The organism is Flavobacterium covae (assembly GCF_001534645.1).
Lineage (GTDB): Bacteria > Bacteroidota > Bacteroidia > Flavobacteriales > Flavobacteriaceae > Flavobacterium > Flavobacterium covae.
In genome coordinates, this window is record NZ_CP013992.1 from 3,054,954 (window position 1) to 3,069,968 (window position 15,015).

General features: G+C 30.7%; 13 protein-coding genes. 6 read left to right on the forward strand and 7 right to left on the reverse strand.

Going from position 1 to position 15,015, the window contains the following annotated elements:
* Positions 1 to 134: 134 nt before the first annotated feature.
* The 7 genes from AWN65_RS13385 to AWN65_RS13415 all read right to left on the reverse strand — a co-directional run bounded on the left by AWN65_RS13385 (position 135) and on the right by AWN65_RS13415 (position 7,521).
* On the reverse strand, positions 135 to 1,094 hold the full coding sequence (locus tag AWN65_RS13385) for a DUF2931 family protein (protein ID WP_235588327.1): 960 nt from the start codon (positions 1,092 to 1,094) through the stop codon (positions 135 to 137).
* A gap of 76 nt (positions 1,095 to 1,170) precedes the next feature.
* Complete coding sequence (locus tag AWN65_RS13390) at positions 1,171 to 3,513, reverse strand: T6SS phospholipase effector Tle1-like catalytic domain-containing protein (RefSeq protein ID WP_060383606.1); 2,343 nt, start codon at positions 3,511 to 3,513, stop codon at positions 1,171 to 1,173.
* A 10-nt stretch (positions 3,514 to 3,523) separates the two neighbouring features.
* Entirely contained in the window at positions 3,524 to 4,006 is a 483-nt protein-coding gene (locus AWN65_RS13395) for a DUF4280 domain-containing protein (RefSeq protein WP_060383607.1), read from the reverse strand.
* A gap of 20 nt (positions 4,007 to 4,026) precedes the next feature.
* Complete coding sequence (locus AWN65_RS13400) at positions 4,027 to 5,073, reverse strand: hypothetical protein (protein WP_060383608.1); 1,047 nt, start codon at positions 5,071 to 5,073, stop codon at positions 4,027 to 4,029.
* A 4-nt stretch (positions 5,074 to 5,077) separates the two neighbouring features.
* Complete coding sequence (locus tag AWN65_RS13405) at positions 5,078 to 6,082, reverse strand: TssN family type VI secretion system protein (protein WP_063743531.1); 1,005 nt, start codon at positions 6,080 to 6,082, stop codon at positions 5,078 to 5,080.
* A gap of 3 nt (positions 6,083 to 6,085) precedes the next feature.
* The gene (locus tag AWN65_RS15095; protein WP_060383610.1) at positions 6,086 to 7,018 is read right to left on the reverse strand and encodes a hypothetical protein; all 933 of its coding nucleotides are present in this window, start codon (positions 7,016 to 7,018) and stop codon (positions 6,086 to 6,088) included.
* A gap of 5 nt (positions 7,019 to 7,023) precedes the next feature.
* Positions 7,024 to 7,521, reverse strand: coding sequence for a C40 family peptidase (locus AWN65_RS13415; RefSeq protein ID WP_317043929.1), 498 nt, complete (start codon positions 7,519 to 7,521; stop codon positions 7,024 to 7,026).
* A gap of 229 nt (positions 7,522 to 7,750) precedes the next feature.
* Here AWN65_RS13415 and AWN65_RS13420 point away from each other — a divergent pair, with 229 nt between their 5' ends.
* The 6 genes from AWN65_RS13420 to tssO all read left to right on the forward strand — a co-directional run bounded on the left by AWN65_RS13420 (position 7,751) and on the right by tssO (position 15,002).
* Entirely contained in the window at positions 7,751 to 8,821 is a 1,071-nt protein-coding gene (locus AWN65_RS13420) for a PKD domain-containing protein (RefSeq protein ID WP_060383611.1), read from the forward strand.
* Between the two features lie 34 nt (positions 8,822 to 8,855).
* On the forward strand, positions 8,856 to 11,324 hold the full coding sequence (locus AWN65_RS13425) for an AAA family ATPase (protein ID WP_060383612.1): 2,469 nt from the start codon (positions 8,856 to 8,858) through the stop codon (positions 11,322 to 11,324).
* A 13-nt stretch (positions 11,325 to 11,337) separates the two neighbouring features.
* Positions 11,338 to 11,787 (forward strand): hypothetical protein, encoded by a 450-nt coding sequence (locus tag AWN65_RS13430; protein ID WP_014166031.1) that lies wholly within the window; start codon positions 11,338 to 11,340, stop codon positions 11,785 to 11,787.
* A gap of 11 nt (positions 11,788 to 11,798) precedes the next feature.
* Positions 11,799 to 13,163, forward strand: a complete 1,365-nt coding sequence (locus AWN65_RS13435; RefSeq protein ID WP_060383613.1) for a DUF5458 family protein — start codon at positions 11,799 to 11,801, stop codon at positions 13,161 to 13,163.
* Between the two features lie 162 nt (positions 13,164 to 13,325).
* Positions 13,326 to 14,483 carry a hypothetical protein gene (locus AWN65_RS13440; RefSeq protein ID WP_060383614.1) on the forward strand — a complete coding sequence of 386 codons (1,158 nt, stop codon included), beginning with the start codon at positions 13,326 to 13,328 and terminating at the stop codon, positions 14,481 to 14,483.
* A gap of 3 nt (positions 14,484 to 14,486) precedes the next feature.
* Complete coding sequence (gene tssO / locus AWN65_RS13445; RefSeq protein WP_060383615.1) at positions 14,487 to 15,002, forward strand: type VI secretion system TssO; 516 nt, start codon at positions 14,487 to 14,489, stop codon at positions 15,000 to 15,002.
* Positions 15,003 to 15,015 lie beyond the last annotated feature (13 nt).

The following is a 15,015-nucleotide window of genomic DNA, read 5'->3' on the forward strand; positions in this document are numbered from 1 at the left end:
TCATTTATAATTCAATAAAAAATTGTATATCAGTAAAATATAGATTGTATTAGAAAAACCAAATCCCAAAAAAGCTGATACTGTACAAAAAAAGTGTGTAAAGATTTTTTTGTACAGTATCAAACATGTATTTCTTATCCTCCCCAAACACCTACTACTTTGTATTTTGTAAGGGGGATTTCTTCTGTTGTACATTTTACTGAAATTTTCATATCGTCGTACATAAAGGTTGGTTTTATAATTATATCTATGGGGGTTTCAGGATATTTTTTCTTTAATTTATCAAATACTTGTAGCATTTCTCGATCATTGAAAATGATTTCGGTACTATAGGTTCTAAATATAAAATTACATGTATAAGGAATTCCTTTTATCATGTATTCTTGTTTATTTAGTTTTTCTTGTAATACCTCATCTGCTTCTGCATTGTAATACAAATAATAATTATGAGTAAATTTATCTTTTTCATCATAGGATTTAAATATAAAACGGTACTTGTATTTTTCTCTGTACTGATCCCATAAACCATACGGTATGCCTTTTTGTTTTATTTCTGCTTTGATACTATCGGGAACGGCTATATCATACATGGTATCAAAAAAATCTTTTTGGGTTCTTTGATGGGGATTGTCATAAAAATCGTTTCGATCTACAAAGGTTTCTTTGGCTTGCAAACGACAAATTTCGACACGATTATTACTTCCTGATAACCAAACCACTATACATCCACCTGGAGCTGCTCCTACGGTTAGAACATCATACGTTTCATGGACGATATCTCCCTTATGTGTCATACGATCATATCCTTTTTTAAATTCTGCTAAAATTTTATCAGCGGGTAGTGCTGCCTCTACTTTATAAAACTTTTTTTCGGCATAGGCTACATAGGTAAGATTTAAATAATACGGAATAGAACCACCTCCCATACCGCCTTGTTTTCCTTTATAAGTCCAACCACCTCCATTGGTTCCTGATCGAGGCATTCCGCAAATAAGTTTTTTGTTTTGATCTAACAAATACCCTATATGTACTTCCGTAGGATATTCTTTGGGTGAAGTAACCCCTACTCCGTAAGAAAAATTCTCTTGTGTCATTTTATCGTGTTTTTTATTTGTGTGTTTGCATCCTCCTAATGGTAGGATAAACAAAAGGATAAGGAGCTTTTTTAGTTTAGTATACATTTCTTTTTCTTTTACCATTTATTATATTCGGGTAATCTTTTTCTACCAAAAGATCTATCCCTGAACTACCATAAGTAGCGTTCCAGTGCAAATAGTGGTTGCGTAGGAATCTAATATCTTTATTTATTTCTTCTTCTTTTTGTTTTTCGCGTTCTTCACGCTCTTTATTCACACTTGCCTTAGAGGCATCTGTTTCATATATTGTAGCGGGTTCTTTATATTCTATAAAACCAAAAGGCATCCCCCCATTAAACGTATAATCTTCCAGCTTTTTTTTGATCCGTTCTAAAAAGGCTATATTTCCAACTATATGATTTCCTAAAGTATGTGCTTTGAGATCATTATAGGTATTTTCTTTAAAATTTTTAAATTCTAATAATTGTTTATTATTTATCTGCACCTTTTTTATACCACAAATTTTTGCCATAATATGCAGAGGGATATAGCTGTACTGATTACTAAGCCACTTTCTGTTGCCCTCTAAATAGCATTTACGTGCATTCGCATTTAAGTCCCATCCTTTTTGAAATTTCACAAACAGTTGATCTTCTTTAAACCAACCTTGTCTGATGAGTTCCTCTCTTACTTTTTTTAAAGAAGGAAGATCCCATTCTATCGCAATTCTTTTAGGATTATCTGGTTTACCATCTTCATAAGCGCCTCCTACATCGCAATGTACTCCAGGGTAGATGAGCTCTATTCCTCCTTTTTTGCCACTTTCAGGATGGGTTTTAGCAACAGAAGAAATATCTGCTAAACTAAAATTAGCACGATGCTCATCTGCTGCTACCATGTGTACAACATAATCTGCTTTGTTTACACTATCTAATCCTAGGTCTTTTATATCATTATCCTGAGATAAACCATGATGCGAAACGGTGTCATAAATACCTACAAAACGAACGTTAACTTGTGTTTGTGCATCTAAAATCCCGTTTTCTTGAAGCAACTGCCCTAGGAGTCCAAAATGAGGCATGGTTTTGTATTTATAAGAAACAGGCAATTGATTCTTTTGCAAGTCTAATACAATCGAGTCACGCTCCTTTTTTTTGTACACAATAGGATTGTAGGGAGGATGTGTAACTATGTGTACAAAATGCCGTGCGGCAGCGGCACCACGACTAAAACCAAATACGTCAAAAGTTATAGTTCCTATTTTTTGATCTGATTTAATATTTTTTAATTCTTTTACAACGTCTAAAATGGCTTTTTTTACATTATCCATAATACCTGAACTGCCCATACCAAAAGCGGGACCTTCTATGAGGTCGTTGTCTTTATAATCCTCTGGTCGCAAGGTTTGCCCTTGGTTTTTAGGAGCTGTATTGGTACCTATACCGCTTATATAAATTGGATATATTTTTTCTATTTCATTAGGTTCATAATTTTTATACAATATAGCGGGATTGGAGAGGTCGTTTTCATAACTACTTTGCATTTCATCAGGATCGCCATGGTCTTGATAAATATCTACAGCTCGAGATTGGCTTACACCTAAGCCACTGGTATTGATTACTTTTTTTCCTTCTGCATACTGTCTTAGTTCGGTATCATACATATTGTTTAGGGTACCATCTAAAAAAACACCGAAGGTAAAATCTACTGCTTTCTTTCTTTGTTTTGCTTTGTTTTCTACTTGACCTATTTTCGCAGGATTATTGCCTGTATAGGGTTGTATCATTTGTGTGAGTTTATTATTTACCTTTATTTGTATTTGGTCTTTTATCTGGTTTAACTTATTGTAATAGTGTATTTGTGCGTAAAACAAGTGTACTCCATCATTTACATAATCACTGTTATTGAGTTTTTTTTGGTAAAGACTCATATTGGCAAGGTCTAGGTAAGCGTAGCCATTCTTTGTAACGCCTTTAGTGTAGTATTTTCCCATATTCCGAGAGCTATCTCCATGACCGTCTAGGTATTCATCTTCAAAAATCGTTATTTTAAGGACGTCCCCTTGGGGAATATTTTTGGTTTTTATCACTAAGGTAACTTTGTCTAGATAAGCCACTTCTCTATTATCTATTTTTTCTCCATTTACATCTCTCCAATAAAGGTCGAGTATTTCGGGTTTTCCTGCTAGGGGTTGTATTTCAGTTGCTATATCTTCTATTTTATTGGTTTCAGGATTTCTTACTTTGGCAATTAGTGTAAAGGTATTTCCAACTGTATTAATTCCAAACTTAAAAATCCCAGTTCCATTTTCGGTAATCAATTTAGCATTGTTATATACTTGCCAAAGAATTACAAATGTTGTTCCTCCGTAATTATCAACTACTGTATAGCTGTAATATTTGTTTGTATATGGTCTTATATCGCCTATTATTTTCATCTTTTTGTTCTTATAGGGTTACAAACGTATCATCATTTTCTATAGCGTCTGTTTCTTCTTCTAAAAAATCTACAAAAGGGCATAGCTCTGCTATTATTTCAGGTTTTGCATTTTTTATATTTTGTTGAGATACTTCAGCTGTTTGTCCGTGATTTGTAATGGTTATACAATCTTTTCCTCCTATAGGACAGGTAGCTTTGTTGTCTTCTAACAAAGCATGTCCTTTGTTAATATCTAATGTAATTTTTTTGTAATAACCACTCCATTCTGTTATTGTAGCCTGACAAGGGTTGTTATTCATCTTCGAGCAAGATCCAAAGGTATTTTTTTCAAAGGTTTTACCAATGTCTTTATGGGTTGCCATTCGTTTTTGAGTTCCTTTATGATCGTTGATATAATGTTTATCTTGGGTCAGTACTTTTAATTTATCGGGTGCTGTTCCAAAATTACATTTGCATTCGGCTCCTTGGCAAACGAGATGTTTTTCGCTCATAAGATTGTATATTTAGTTGTTTAAATTTGTTCATAACATTCAAAGCTAATTTTTCGGATGGTATTATTGAGTTCTAAATCTACTGTTCCAAAAATGGAGAAGACACTGTTATCTTGTGCATTAAGCGTGTAAACAAATGCAAAATCTCCTTTTACTTTTTCCCCTATAAGTTCTGGATCATGAATGGTTTTTCCGTTTTCTATTTCAGTTGCAAACCTACTGTCTATACAATGTCCTTTTGCATGAATTATAAATTTGTTTGTTTCTGAAAGAGTTTCTTCTATTTGAAGAGTGATTTGATATAATACTTTAGGTTTTTTAGGAAAAATGGGTAGGGGCAAATTGAAAGTATATGTTTTTTGATCATTAAACGTATCGTATAATGAAACAAAGTACAGAACAAAAAACCAACTATCTAAGATTCCTCGTTGTGTTTGCCCTCGGTATTGTAATTGATGATTTATTTTGTTAAATAAATTTTCTGCGACGCTGCCTTTGTAATAGTTTTCTAATTGTATTTTTTTTGTTTTCCACCTTTTTTGTATTTCAGGGAAATTAGCAATGATTTTTAGTTTAGCATTGTTGTATAGTTCGAGTTCTAGTGGATAAAAAACGCTTCCTATTTCATCTGCTATTTGTTCTATTATAAGATCTGGTCTTTGATAATTAATATAAAGGGGGTATCTCTTTATAACTATGTTGTTTAGGGTGTTTTTCTGAAGTTTAATTTGATAATGAAAAAAGCTTATTTCTTCATCATTTGTTGTTATACGCTGTATGATTCCATATTTTTTGTTAAATGATGGGGGTACATACAGCGTATTTATTGCTTTATAAAAAGGTTTGCTTCTTTGTTTTTTAGCATAAAAATCAATGGATGTTCCTGGAATAGGAATACAAATATTTTCTACATGGGGTTGTATATCAGATTCTATTAAATCCTCTACTGGGCAATATATATTATGGAACCATCTAAGTTCTTCGGGTAATAAATTGAATGTATTAGCTAATTCTTTTAATCGAATACTGTTTGGTTTAATTTTATAAATCTGATATTTTTCTTTCATTTTATTAGCTTATGGTTTCCATTTGATCGGCTTCTTTTTTATTATTTTTGCCAATTCTTTTATCGTCCTTTTCTCTATCGTATTGATATTCTAGATCATCATTATCATTGTCTTTATTATTTTCATCTAATACAATTTCATCCGTTCTCATACAAACAATAACGGCATTTTCGGTAATTGTATTCATGTAAAGTGTTTGAGTAGGATCTATATATTTAGCAGATTCATACCATTTTGTTTGAAAAAAGAATACCCAGCTGTACAATCCGTTTTGGTCTTGAATTGCAATAGGTTCATCTTCATGTTTCGCATTATAGTCTAAGACAAAGTTGTAAAACAGGCGCCCAAAATCTAATCTTGTAGGTCCTTTTGCTCTATATTGTCTGTATTTTTCATCTCCATTATCTTTTTTAATTAAAAAAGTAATTACCACTAAATCTCTCATTTCAGAATCACTTACACCTGCTATTTCTATGTAATTAGCAGGAAACTGCCATGTTTTATATACTTTAGCGGGTATAATCATTCCTATATTAAATGTATCATAAATTAACTGAGGGATAAAAAATAGGATAAAATGACTGGACATTAGGTACAATAAATCAGGTCCATTTAAAAACGTATGAGTTATGGCAAAGCTAAAAAAGGAATAAACAACGGTTATGAGTATAAAGAAGTAGACAAACCAAACTTCTCTTTTCTCAAATTTATTGAAATAGTTTTTATACAGATAGACTTGTAAGATTCCCAATAATAATGAAGATACTTGATAAAATATAAAGCAATTCATAGCATTGTTACTTAATAGATTATTAAATCCTAGGAAAGTAATTATAACGTATAGTAAGGCAACTGATAATTCATAAATTATAAATTTAGTTTTATATTTTTCTTTAAAACCTGGTGTTTTTTGAATAAAAATCATGGTTAATATTGTACAAACAGCTATTGCAATAATAATTGCTGACAATAATTTTAGTTCGATAAGATTGATAAAGTATTTTCTCATTTGTTAAATAATTGTGTTGTATCCCAGAATTGTTTTTTTATCTGTGAATTCAAAATTTTGTTGGTCGTTAGGAATTAGTATGTTCGTTTTAAGATCTGTTTCCATAGGAAAAAAATATTCATAATAAAGATCTAGGAATTTTTTTATTTTACCTTCTAGGATATAATCTAAAAAGGAGGAATTTTTAAGAGGTCCTATCTGCACTTCTAAATGTATGGAATAATCGTCATATTCTACTCCTGATATAAAGTCTATCCCTAGTTGAGCTTCTCCTAATGAAATAGCCAATTTTTCATCTGAATATTGCTGAGATCCTTTATTTATTATAGAAACTTTTTCACCAAGGAAAAAAGACAATAAGTTAGTTGCTAAGTTTATATTCCCTACTATTTGATAGGTATAGGGCAAAAAATGTATTAATTTAGAAGCTAAATGTTCTGGTATTTCTTTAGTAATACCCCAGAACTCATAAAACAAATCAGAAACAGAAGGGTTGTTTAATTCAGAAAGAAAATTAGTTTCAAAATCTTCAAGAGACACACCGTAGGCAAAAAACTCATTTTCAAATGGTTGAAAAAAAACACGTGCCGCCTTTTGTTCCTTTTTTTGAGTTTGATACTCATTAATCATTTTGTTGACTCCTTTGTCTGGATATTCATTTTTAGACTGATGAAATACCCCTTCTGGAAGTAAATCATAAAGACTATCTCGTGATAAAGTAAAATTTAGATATTCTTTTTTATCAAGATTAAAATCCTTTATATCTACTTCTAATATATCTCTTCTATAGGTTCTAGAAAATTGACTTTCCTTTTGAATAATGAATTGATTATCAGAAATAATTTTATTATTTAATAAATCATTCACTATTACTTCGGCTCGTATATCTGATTTAATATTTCTAATTAAACTCAAGATTTCATTTAAATGAGTCATATTGTTTATTTTTTTGATTTAACTAATCTTCCAGCAGAAACAAATCTTAACTGAAAATATTTATCGTTAAAATTATAAATATCAAGCCCCTCAGCCGTACAAGCTATAATTCTATCGTTTTTCAAGTAAATCCCTACGTCTGAAATAGGATGATCCTTATCATATCTAAGAAATATCAAATCACCTTCTTGCAGATATGTCCTACCAGTAAAAAGTTGTATTAATTTAGATCTAAACATACCCGCGGGATCCTTAGGGAGTACTTCATCATAAACTTCGCTATAAAGAGTTTGCGCAAAAAAAGAACAATCAGCTCCTTCTTTTAAATCTAAAATTCCTTTTTTATAAGGAGTTCCTACCCATTTATCCACATAAGAATAGAGTTCATAGTTTTTAATTTCTTTAGGCATTACTCCTAAAATTATAGAATATTTTTCTTTTAGTTTTAAATCCTCATCTTTTAGGTTATCTTCATTGTCATCTACAATAACTTCGTTTTTCAACTTACTTAATTCACTTTTTTTTTGTTTTATAACTTCCTGAAAGGAATATTGATAAGGAATATATTTTAAGTACTGCTTCGAAGAGCACGAGCACAAAAAGCTTGCGATTAATAAGCTTTTAATATTTTTGATAATTTTCATCAGATCTTTTTCACAAAAATAAAAATTTTTAAATAAAAAAACTATATTTGTAACAGGTTGTACGAACAAATATTTATTTCCAATTAGAGTGAAACGATTTTTTAACAAATTTAATTATTTAACCAAAATAGATGTAAGAATCTTTTTAGGTTTTGGACTTTTAATCCTTTTAGGATTTGGAATATTCCTATTTAAATATTCTCGTCATATAGATTGTAACACTGGTAACTTTCTAATTACAGCTGACGAGTTCAAGCCTGATGAGGTAGTAGAATTTTTTGACAATACAAAAGGAGCCTCAAGTTGGGAGTGGGATTTTGGAGATAGCACAACAGTTGACAACAGACAAAGAACATTTCATAAATATAAAAAAGAAGGAGATTATGTTGTTAAGCTGATCGTAAACGGCAGCTGTTACTATGAAAAACTAGTAAGAATAACAAACGTTGGACAACAAACAGGATATCTTCCCTTAATAAAAGCCCCAAACGTAGCTTTTTTAGGAGAAGTTGTTCGCTTTAGTGCTGAGAAAAACGGAGGAGAATCTTGGGAATGGAGTTTTGGCGAAACTACATCTTTAGATGCCGTTGGACAAAATGTATCCTACAAATTCAAAACAACTGGAGAAAAAAAAATAACTCTAATTGTTAATGGAGACTTAGAACATATTGCCACTAAAATAATCTATGTTGCCCCTAAAGTTATTGTTGCTAAACAAAAAATAGACATGGAAACCTATGAATATGAAAAACCACATTCTACTTTTTCCCTTCCAAGAGGAATGGCAAAAAAAGACCCTCTAGAAGACATGTTAGGATATATACCTGTCTCTCCAAAACATGACAACCATAAAGAATCAAACGAAAAAACAAAAACAAGCGAAATCTCTAATGAACAATTTCAATTATTACTAAAACAAGTAGCAGCTCAAGTAAAAACAAAAGATGATTTCAAAGAATATTTGTGTGGAAATTTTGAAATTCCTGTTGTTGTAAATGATGATAATGTAATGTCTTTCTCAGAATTGTGTAAATCTATCTCTGGAAAACAAATTAAAATAACATTCTTACAACTAAACAGAAATGATAACAGCAACTGCATTCAAAACATCAATATTCAATACAAAACCAAAAAATGGATGATTTGGGTTAAAGAGTAAAAACAATTTATTTTTTATAATAGACAAACTAAAAATGAATCAAGAAATTACGTACAATACAGAAGTCAATAAAGCTATAGATATTGCACAAAAAATAGGTAGAGAAAATTTAAACTCCCATTTTAATGGAGCTCACTTACTTAAAGCAATCCTTAATAGAGATTTGTCCTTACTAAAACAACTAGAATCTCTAGGAATTGATGTATATTATATTGAAGAATGGGCGGAAGTTAAAATAGAAGAATCTCCAAAATCCACTAATCAATACTATTGTGAACCAGACGAAATTATAGATGAAATATTTGCCGAAGCAGATTCTATTAGAGAAGAACTAAAAGAAGATGAAATAACATTATTACATGTAATGACCGCCATTTGCACCCCTGGCGTTGCATTTAGTTTTGAAAAAATGAAATCATTTCCTATAACAAGAAATGATTTAATTAAAGATACTTTTACAAGTACTTCAAAAAGTCTTTCAACTTTCAACAAAAATGGCTTTTTACAAAAGTATTGTATAGACAAAAACCAAGAAATTAGATTAAAAAACAAAAAAGAATTACTAATAGGTAGAGATTTAGAAATCAATAACATTACCGAAATACTTTGTAGATACAGTAAACAAAATGTAATTATACTAGGAGATTCTGGTATTGGAAAGACATCCTTAATAGAAGGTTTTGTTCAAAAAGTATTACTCAATCAAATCCCTGACTTACTATCTCAAATAGAAATTTTTGAACTTGATATGGGAGCCTTAGTTGCAGGAGCATCTTATAAAGGAGAAATAGAAGACCGAATAAAAAATATTGCGCAAGAACTTAAGCATATCCCTAAATCTATTTTGATAATAGAAGAATTTCACTCCCTATTTGGAGGCAATGGTTCCGACACAAACATAGTAAATTTACTAAAAAGTGAACTATCTAAAGGACTTACAATCCTAGCTACCTCAACAATAGAAGAATACACCAAAAAAATCGAAAAAGAACAAACCCTATCAGGAATGTTCGAACTCATTAAATTGGAAGAAAAAGAGGACGAAACCCATTTTAGAATGTTGAAACAAACATTGCAAGATTACCAAAAACATCATGGAATAACAATAGATGATGCTACTATAAAGGAAGCAATCCGATTTTCAAAACGATACATGAAAGAAAAAAGTCTACCAGCTTCTGCAATAGACTTGATAGATCATACCATGTCAGTACTTAAAACAACTGGAGATACTTTCATAAATGAAAGAGAGCATTTACTTAATCAAATTAAAAATATTGAGGAAAATATTGGAGAAATAGAAGAAGATGAATTAATGCAAAAGGCTGAATGGTTTCTAAATGATTTATTAAGCAAAACAAACTTTCTTTATACCACTTCAAATCATGACATTAATATTAAAAATTTGCACTTTGAAGGAATTCCTGAAATTTTAAATTTCTGTCGAAAATATATTGAAACACTTGAAAAAATAGCTAATGAAAAAAGAACCCATATTACAGAACTTGATTTAGCCTTAATCATCTCGCAAAAAACAAATATTCCGATAGGAAAATTAAAAAATGAAGAAAAACAAAAGCTAAATGACATGGAAAAAATTCTTACCAAAAGAGTAGTAGGACAAGACCATGCCATCAGTATTGTTTCAGAAGCTATATTAGAATCTCGTTCAGGCTTAAGCAAAGCAGGACAGCCCATTGGTTCATTCTTTTTCTTAGGACCAACAGGAACAGGAAAAACAGAATTAGCAAAATCATTAGCCGAATTTCTTTTTCAAGATGAAAATGCTATCATTCGTTTTGATATGTCAGAATTTAAAGAAGAACATTCCGCAGCATTACTCTATGGTGCTCCTCCAGGGTATGTTGGCTATGAAGAAGGAGGACTATTGGTAAATAAAATTAGACAAAAACCTTATTCTATCGTCTTATTTGATGAAATAGAAAAAGCTCATAGTTCCGTTTTTGATGTCTTTCTTCAACTAATGGATGAAGGAAAATTACACGATAGACTAGGAAAAGAAGGCGATTTTTCTAACGCTATTATCCTATTTACATCTAACATTGGGTCTGATTTTATTGTAGAATCCTTTGAAAAAGATGAAATACCTACAAACGCCAAATTACTTGAAATCATGAGCAGATATTTCAGACCCGAGTTCTTAGGCCGATTAACAGAATCTATTCCTTTTAGACCAATAAGTAAAATAAACGCATTAAAAATATTTGAAATTCATTTAAAAAAGGAGTTAATAGATTTAGCTAAAAGCATCCATATTAATTTAGTCGTAAGTCAAGAAGTTAAAGAACTCCTTGCTGAACAAGGATACGATGCAAAATACGGAGCACGTCCGCTAAAAGGAATCATAAGAGGAAAACTCAGAAGACCTTTAGCGAAAAAAATAGTCGCAATGGAATACAATGAAGGCGATACAGTCAAAGTTTCTCTAAAAAATGGAGAATTATGTTGGGAAAAAATCAAATTAAATATAGAGTTAAACTAATAAATTAAGTATTATGTTATCAAATCATGGAATTGGTGGTAATGAAGTACCATTAGACGCAAACGAAGCAATAAGCGAAATCCCTCAAAACAGAACAATTATTGCTCAAAAACTAACTGCAGAAAGTCCTGTAAAACCAGAACTAGTAGAAGGATTAACAACCATTGAAAAAGTGTTTGACCATTTTAAACCTGAAATAAAGGTTGATTTTGAAAATTTAGATGGTTCTACTAAAATGGAAAATTTAAACTTTAAAAACCTTGGCGATTTTGGTGTAAAAGGAATTACTCAACAAAGTAACTTTTTGACAGGTCTAGAAACAGAAAAAGATCAGTATCAAAAAATTATTAAACAACTTAAAAGCAACAAAATCTTAAAAGGAGCTTTAGAAGATCCAGATGCAAAAAAAGCATTATTAGATTCATTACAATCTCTTATTAAAGAACTAGAAGAAAACAAATAAACAGACTACTAATGGCACAAAATAAAGAAAGTCAACACGTTGACAGTACAGTTTTAGAACAAAAGAAGGGACAGGCTAATTTAGAAGGTAGCCTAGAAAAGTTAGCAAAATTTGGTGGTTTTGATCTATTAGAAACAACCATTGAAGGAGCACAAAATTTAAATCCTGACAGAAAAGCAAGAAGAAAAATCTTTCTTTCTGAAAAAGAAAAAGAAAAAGAAAGAGAATCTTTAAAAAAAACACTTAAGCTTTGGGCTGAGGTTCTTTCCGATGCAACAAATATAACAGACATTGTTTCTAATTGCGAAGACAAAAGAAAAGAAGCCGAAGATTTATTAAAGAAAAATTTATCAAGAGCCGTAGAAGTCACTAAAGAATTAGAAACTAATTATCGTACAATAGCTCTATTCTATAAAAACACAGAAACGGACAAAGTAAAAAATGTTACCGTTATTAATTCTGATTTAGAACAATTAAAAGATCTAGATAATACTCGATTTATAGATACAATTCATGCAGAATTAGTAAATAACTATGACCGTTTAGATCTAAAAAACAACTATGGTATTTTAGTAATTCCAGGATATTTAGGTTCTAATAAAGTCGTAGAAAAATGGGCTAAAATTGCACATGAAAACAAAGTTATGCTAGTAACAGACTTTGAACATTTAGACGAACCAGATGACGTTATGGAAATGTTTGATCAAGCCTATCTAACAGGAGGCGAAGTATATCGTTCAAATGTATTAATGACTTGTAACTGGCTCGTTGGTAGAGGCCGATTTGAAGAAATTCAAGAAACAGAAGACCTATATGTTGCTCCTTCAGCTGCCTTAGCAGGAAAAGTATACAAAACATTAATGTCTCAGGTAACAGCTGGTAAAAAATACGGAGGAATTAACGAAGTAGATGGCGTAAAATTTGATCTAAAAAAGAGTGAAATTGCTAATTTAGAAAGCCTTGGATTAATTCCTATGGTAAACGAATACGGAAAAGTAATGGCATTTTCTGCTAAAACTCTTTTCAACGGTGATAATTTGGGTCTACAAACCTATTCTGTTGTTAGGGTGTTTGACTACGTTACAAAAGTATTAATGGATTTCTTAAACAGAAGAGCTTTTGAAAACTTTACAGCCGTAACTCGTAAAGAAATCATGGGACAAATCGTTCGCTTCTTAGATTCAATAAGTGGTCCTGGAAAACTAATTGAAAATTTTGAAGTAAAAAGATTTGAACAAGATCCTATACAAAAAGATCGAATTCATTTAGACATTCACATGAAACCTTATTTCCCTGCTAAAAACTTCCTAATTAAAATGGATGGACACAAAGGAGATGACGGAAATGAATGGGATACTGAGTACGAACAAAAATAAGAACCAACAAACAACCGTTTCTTTCAGAAACGGTTGTTTTTATAAGTTAATAAAAAACACTTCTTTAAACCTATTTAGCTCATATAAAACAACCTAAATAAAAAAAGTCTTCTTATTAACTTCTATTTGTTTTTTTTGAATTCAATCAAAAACACAAAAATAATGATAGAAAAACTAAATTATTTCCCTGTCAATTGGATTGACGGAATGAAAATAAACAAAAATCACTTTAATTCGATTCAAAACTTCATCAATGATTCCATAAAGGATACCGTGGGGTTGCATACGTCATTAATATCTTATGGCCTATTACCTGCTGATAATTCTATCAAATTAAACTTAATGGTAGATAGTCATAAATCATTAAGAGTACAAGTACAGGAATGTCACGCCATAACACCTAATGGCTCCAGAATTGAAATAGATGACAGAAGCGAAACCGTTAACACTAACTCTACTTATTTAGAAGCCTCTTACGAAATTAAAGGAGATGAGAGTCTAAAATTATGGGTTTGTATTTCTGTTAATTATTTTAAAAGAATACCTTTTGGCGACTCTGATCCTGAAGAAAATCCTCCAAGATACCCTTTTACAAAACCAGAATATCTATTAAGTCTTATCCCTGAAAATGAATTAGTAAACGAAACAGGTTTAGGAGGAAACTTTTTAATCATAGGAAAAGTACTCGTAAACTCATACGAGTCAAAAATAGATAATGCTTATATCCCCCCATCAGTATATGTAGGAAGCCACAAACGACTACAAGAATTATATGATGAAATCAACCGTTTTTACGGACAGATAGAAGTATTTTCAATACAAATTGCTCAAAAGATTAACTCTAAAAAACAAGCAAATGAATTAGCCTTAATGATGCTATTAGTAACTGATAAAATATTAGATTATTTAGGAGTAGAAATTAATAAAATCAGATGGCTAGGAAAACACAAAGCACCTTCAGAAATGCTCCTTTCAGTTGTTGGTTTAGGCAGAACACTTAAAAACCTATTTGATTCAAAGTCTGGAGCAGGAAAAGAAGAATTGCTAAATTACTTTGCGGATTGGTGTAACGTTAATCAAGGTACCTTTGAAAATATTTTCTTAGAACTAATAAATAACAATTATAATCATAATCAAATTGATGTAAGTGTCTCAAAAATTCACAAATTTATGGATGTATTCGAAAATCTCTTATCTTCTCTAAGTCGACTAGATTACATAGGTAAAAAACGAGATGGTAGTATTTTCGTATCCGAAATTACGGACGAAAGAGACAGTCTATTGTACGGAAAAAGAAGTAAAAGTTTTTTAGCAGATTAAACCATGGAAATACTTAATAAAAAAGAACGTTCTAAAGCGTTTATATCTTTTGTATTGTTTTTTGTAATAAGTGTAACTGTCTTTATGTCAGCACTCTTATTTAATACTTATTTTCCTTTTAGAGAAAACGAATTATTAAAAACAGAAAACTTTAAACTCAAAAAAGAAATTGAAATTCAAAACAAATTTTCTTTTCAACTCGAAAAAGTCAAAACTACTGTAGACTCTATTAATGCACCAGGTCAAAATGATTTTTTCAATGAAAAACTGGCTCTTTCTTTGTTAGCAGAAATGTATAATCAGTTACCTAAAGATACACTGAAAAACAAAATAATGTATAACAATACAATTATTGCTTTCAAAGATCTAATAGATGCAAAAAAACAAGTAAAACAATTGGCAACAAACCACAAACTAATGGATAGTTTGAGTACTATAAACAAAACACTAAAGGATGAATACGATAAAATGAAACGCGATTTAGAAGTTTGTAGACAAATTTATCAACAAGCAGAATAAACACTTAAAAACA

Coding starts and splice junctions, on each gene's coding strand:
- AWN65_RS13385 (WP_235588327.1), bottom strand. CDS start 1,094: ATGACACAAGAGAATTTTTCTTACGGAGTAGGGGTTACTTCACCCAAA.
- AWN65_RS13390 (WP_060383606.1), bottom strand. CDS start 3,513: ATGAAAATAATAGGCGATATAAGACCATATACAAACAAATATTACAGC.
- AWN65_RS13395 (WP_060383607.1), bottom strand. CDS start 4,006: ATGAGCGAAAAACATCTCGTTTGCCAAGGAGCCGAATGCAAATGTAAT.
- AWN65_RS13400 (WP_060383608.1), bottom strand. CDS start 5,073: ATGAAAGAAAAATATCAGATTTATAAAATTAAACCAAACAGTATTCGA.
- AWN65_RS13405 (WP_063743531.1), bottom strand. CDS start 6,082: ATGAGAAAATACTTTATCAATCTTATCGAACTAAAATTATTGTCAGCA.
- AWN65_RS15095 (WP_060383610.1), bottom strand. CDS start 7,018: ATGACTCATTTAAATGAAATCTTGAGTTTAATTAGAAATATTAAATCA.
- AWN65_RS13425 (WP_060383612.1), top strand. CDS start 8,856: ATGAATCAAGAAATTACGTACAATACAGAAGTCAATAAAGCTATAGAT.
- AWN65_RS13430 (WP_014166031.1), top strand. CDS start 11,338: ATGTTATCAAATCATGGAATTGGTGGTAATGAAGTACCATTAGACGCA.
- AWN65_RS13435 (WP_060383613.1), top strand. CDS start 11,799: ATGGCACAAAATAAAGAAAGTCAACACGTTGACAGTACAGTTTTAGAA.
- AWN65_RS13440 (WP_060383614.1), top strand. CDS start 13,326: ATGATAGAAAAACTAAATTATTTCCCTGTCAATTGGATTGACGGAATG.
- tssO (WP_060383615.1), top strand. CDS start 14,487: ATGGAAATACTTAATAAAAAAGAACGTTCTAAAGCGTTTATATCTTTT.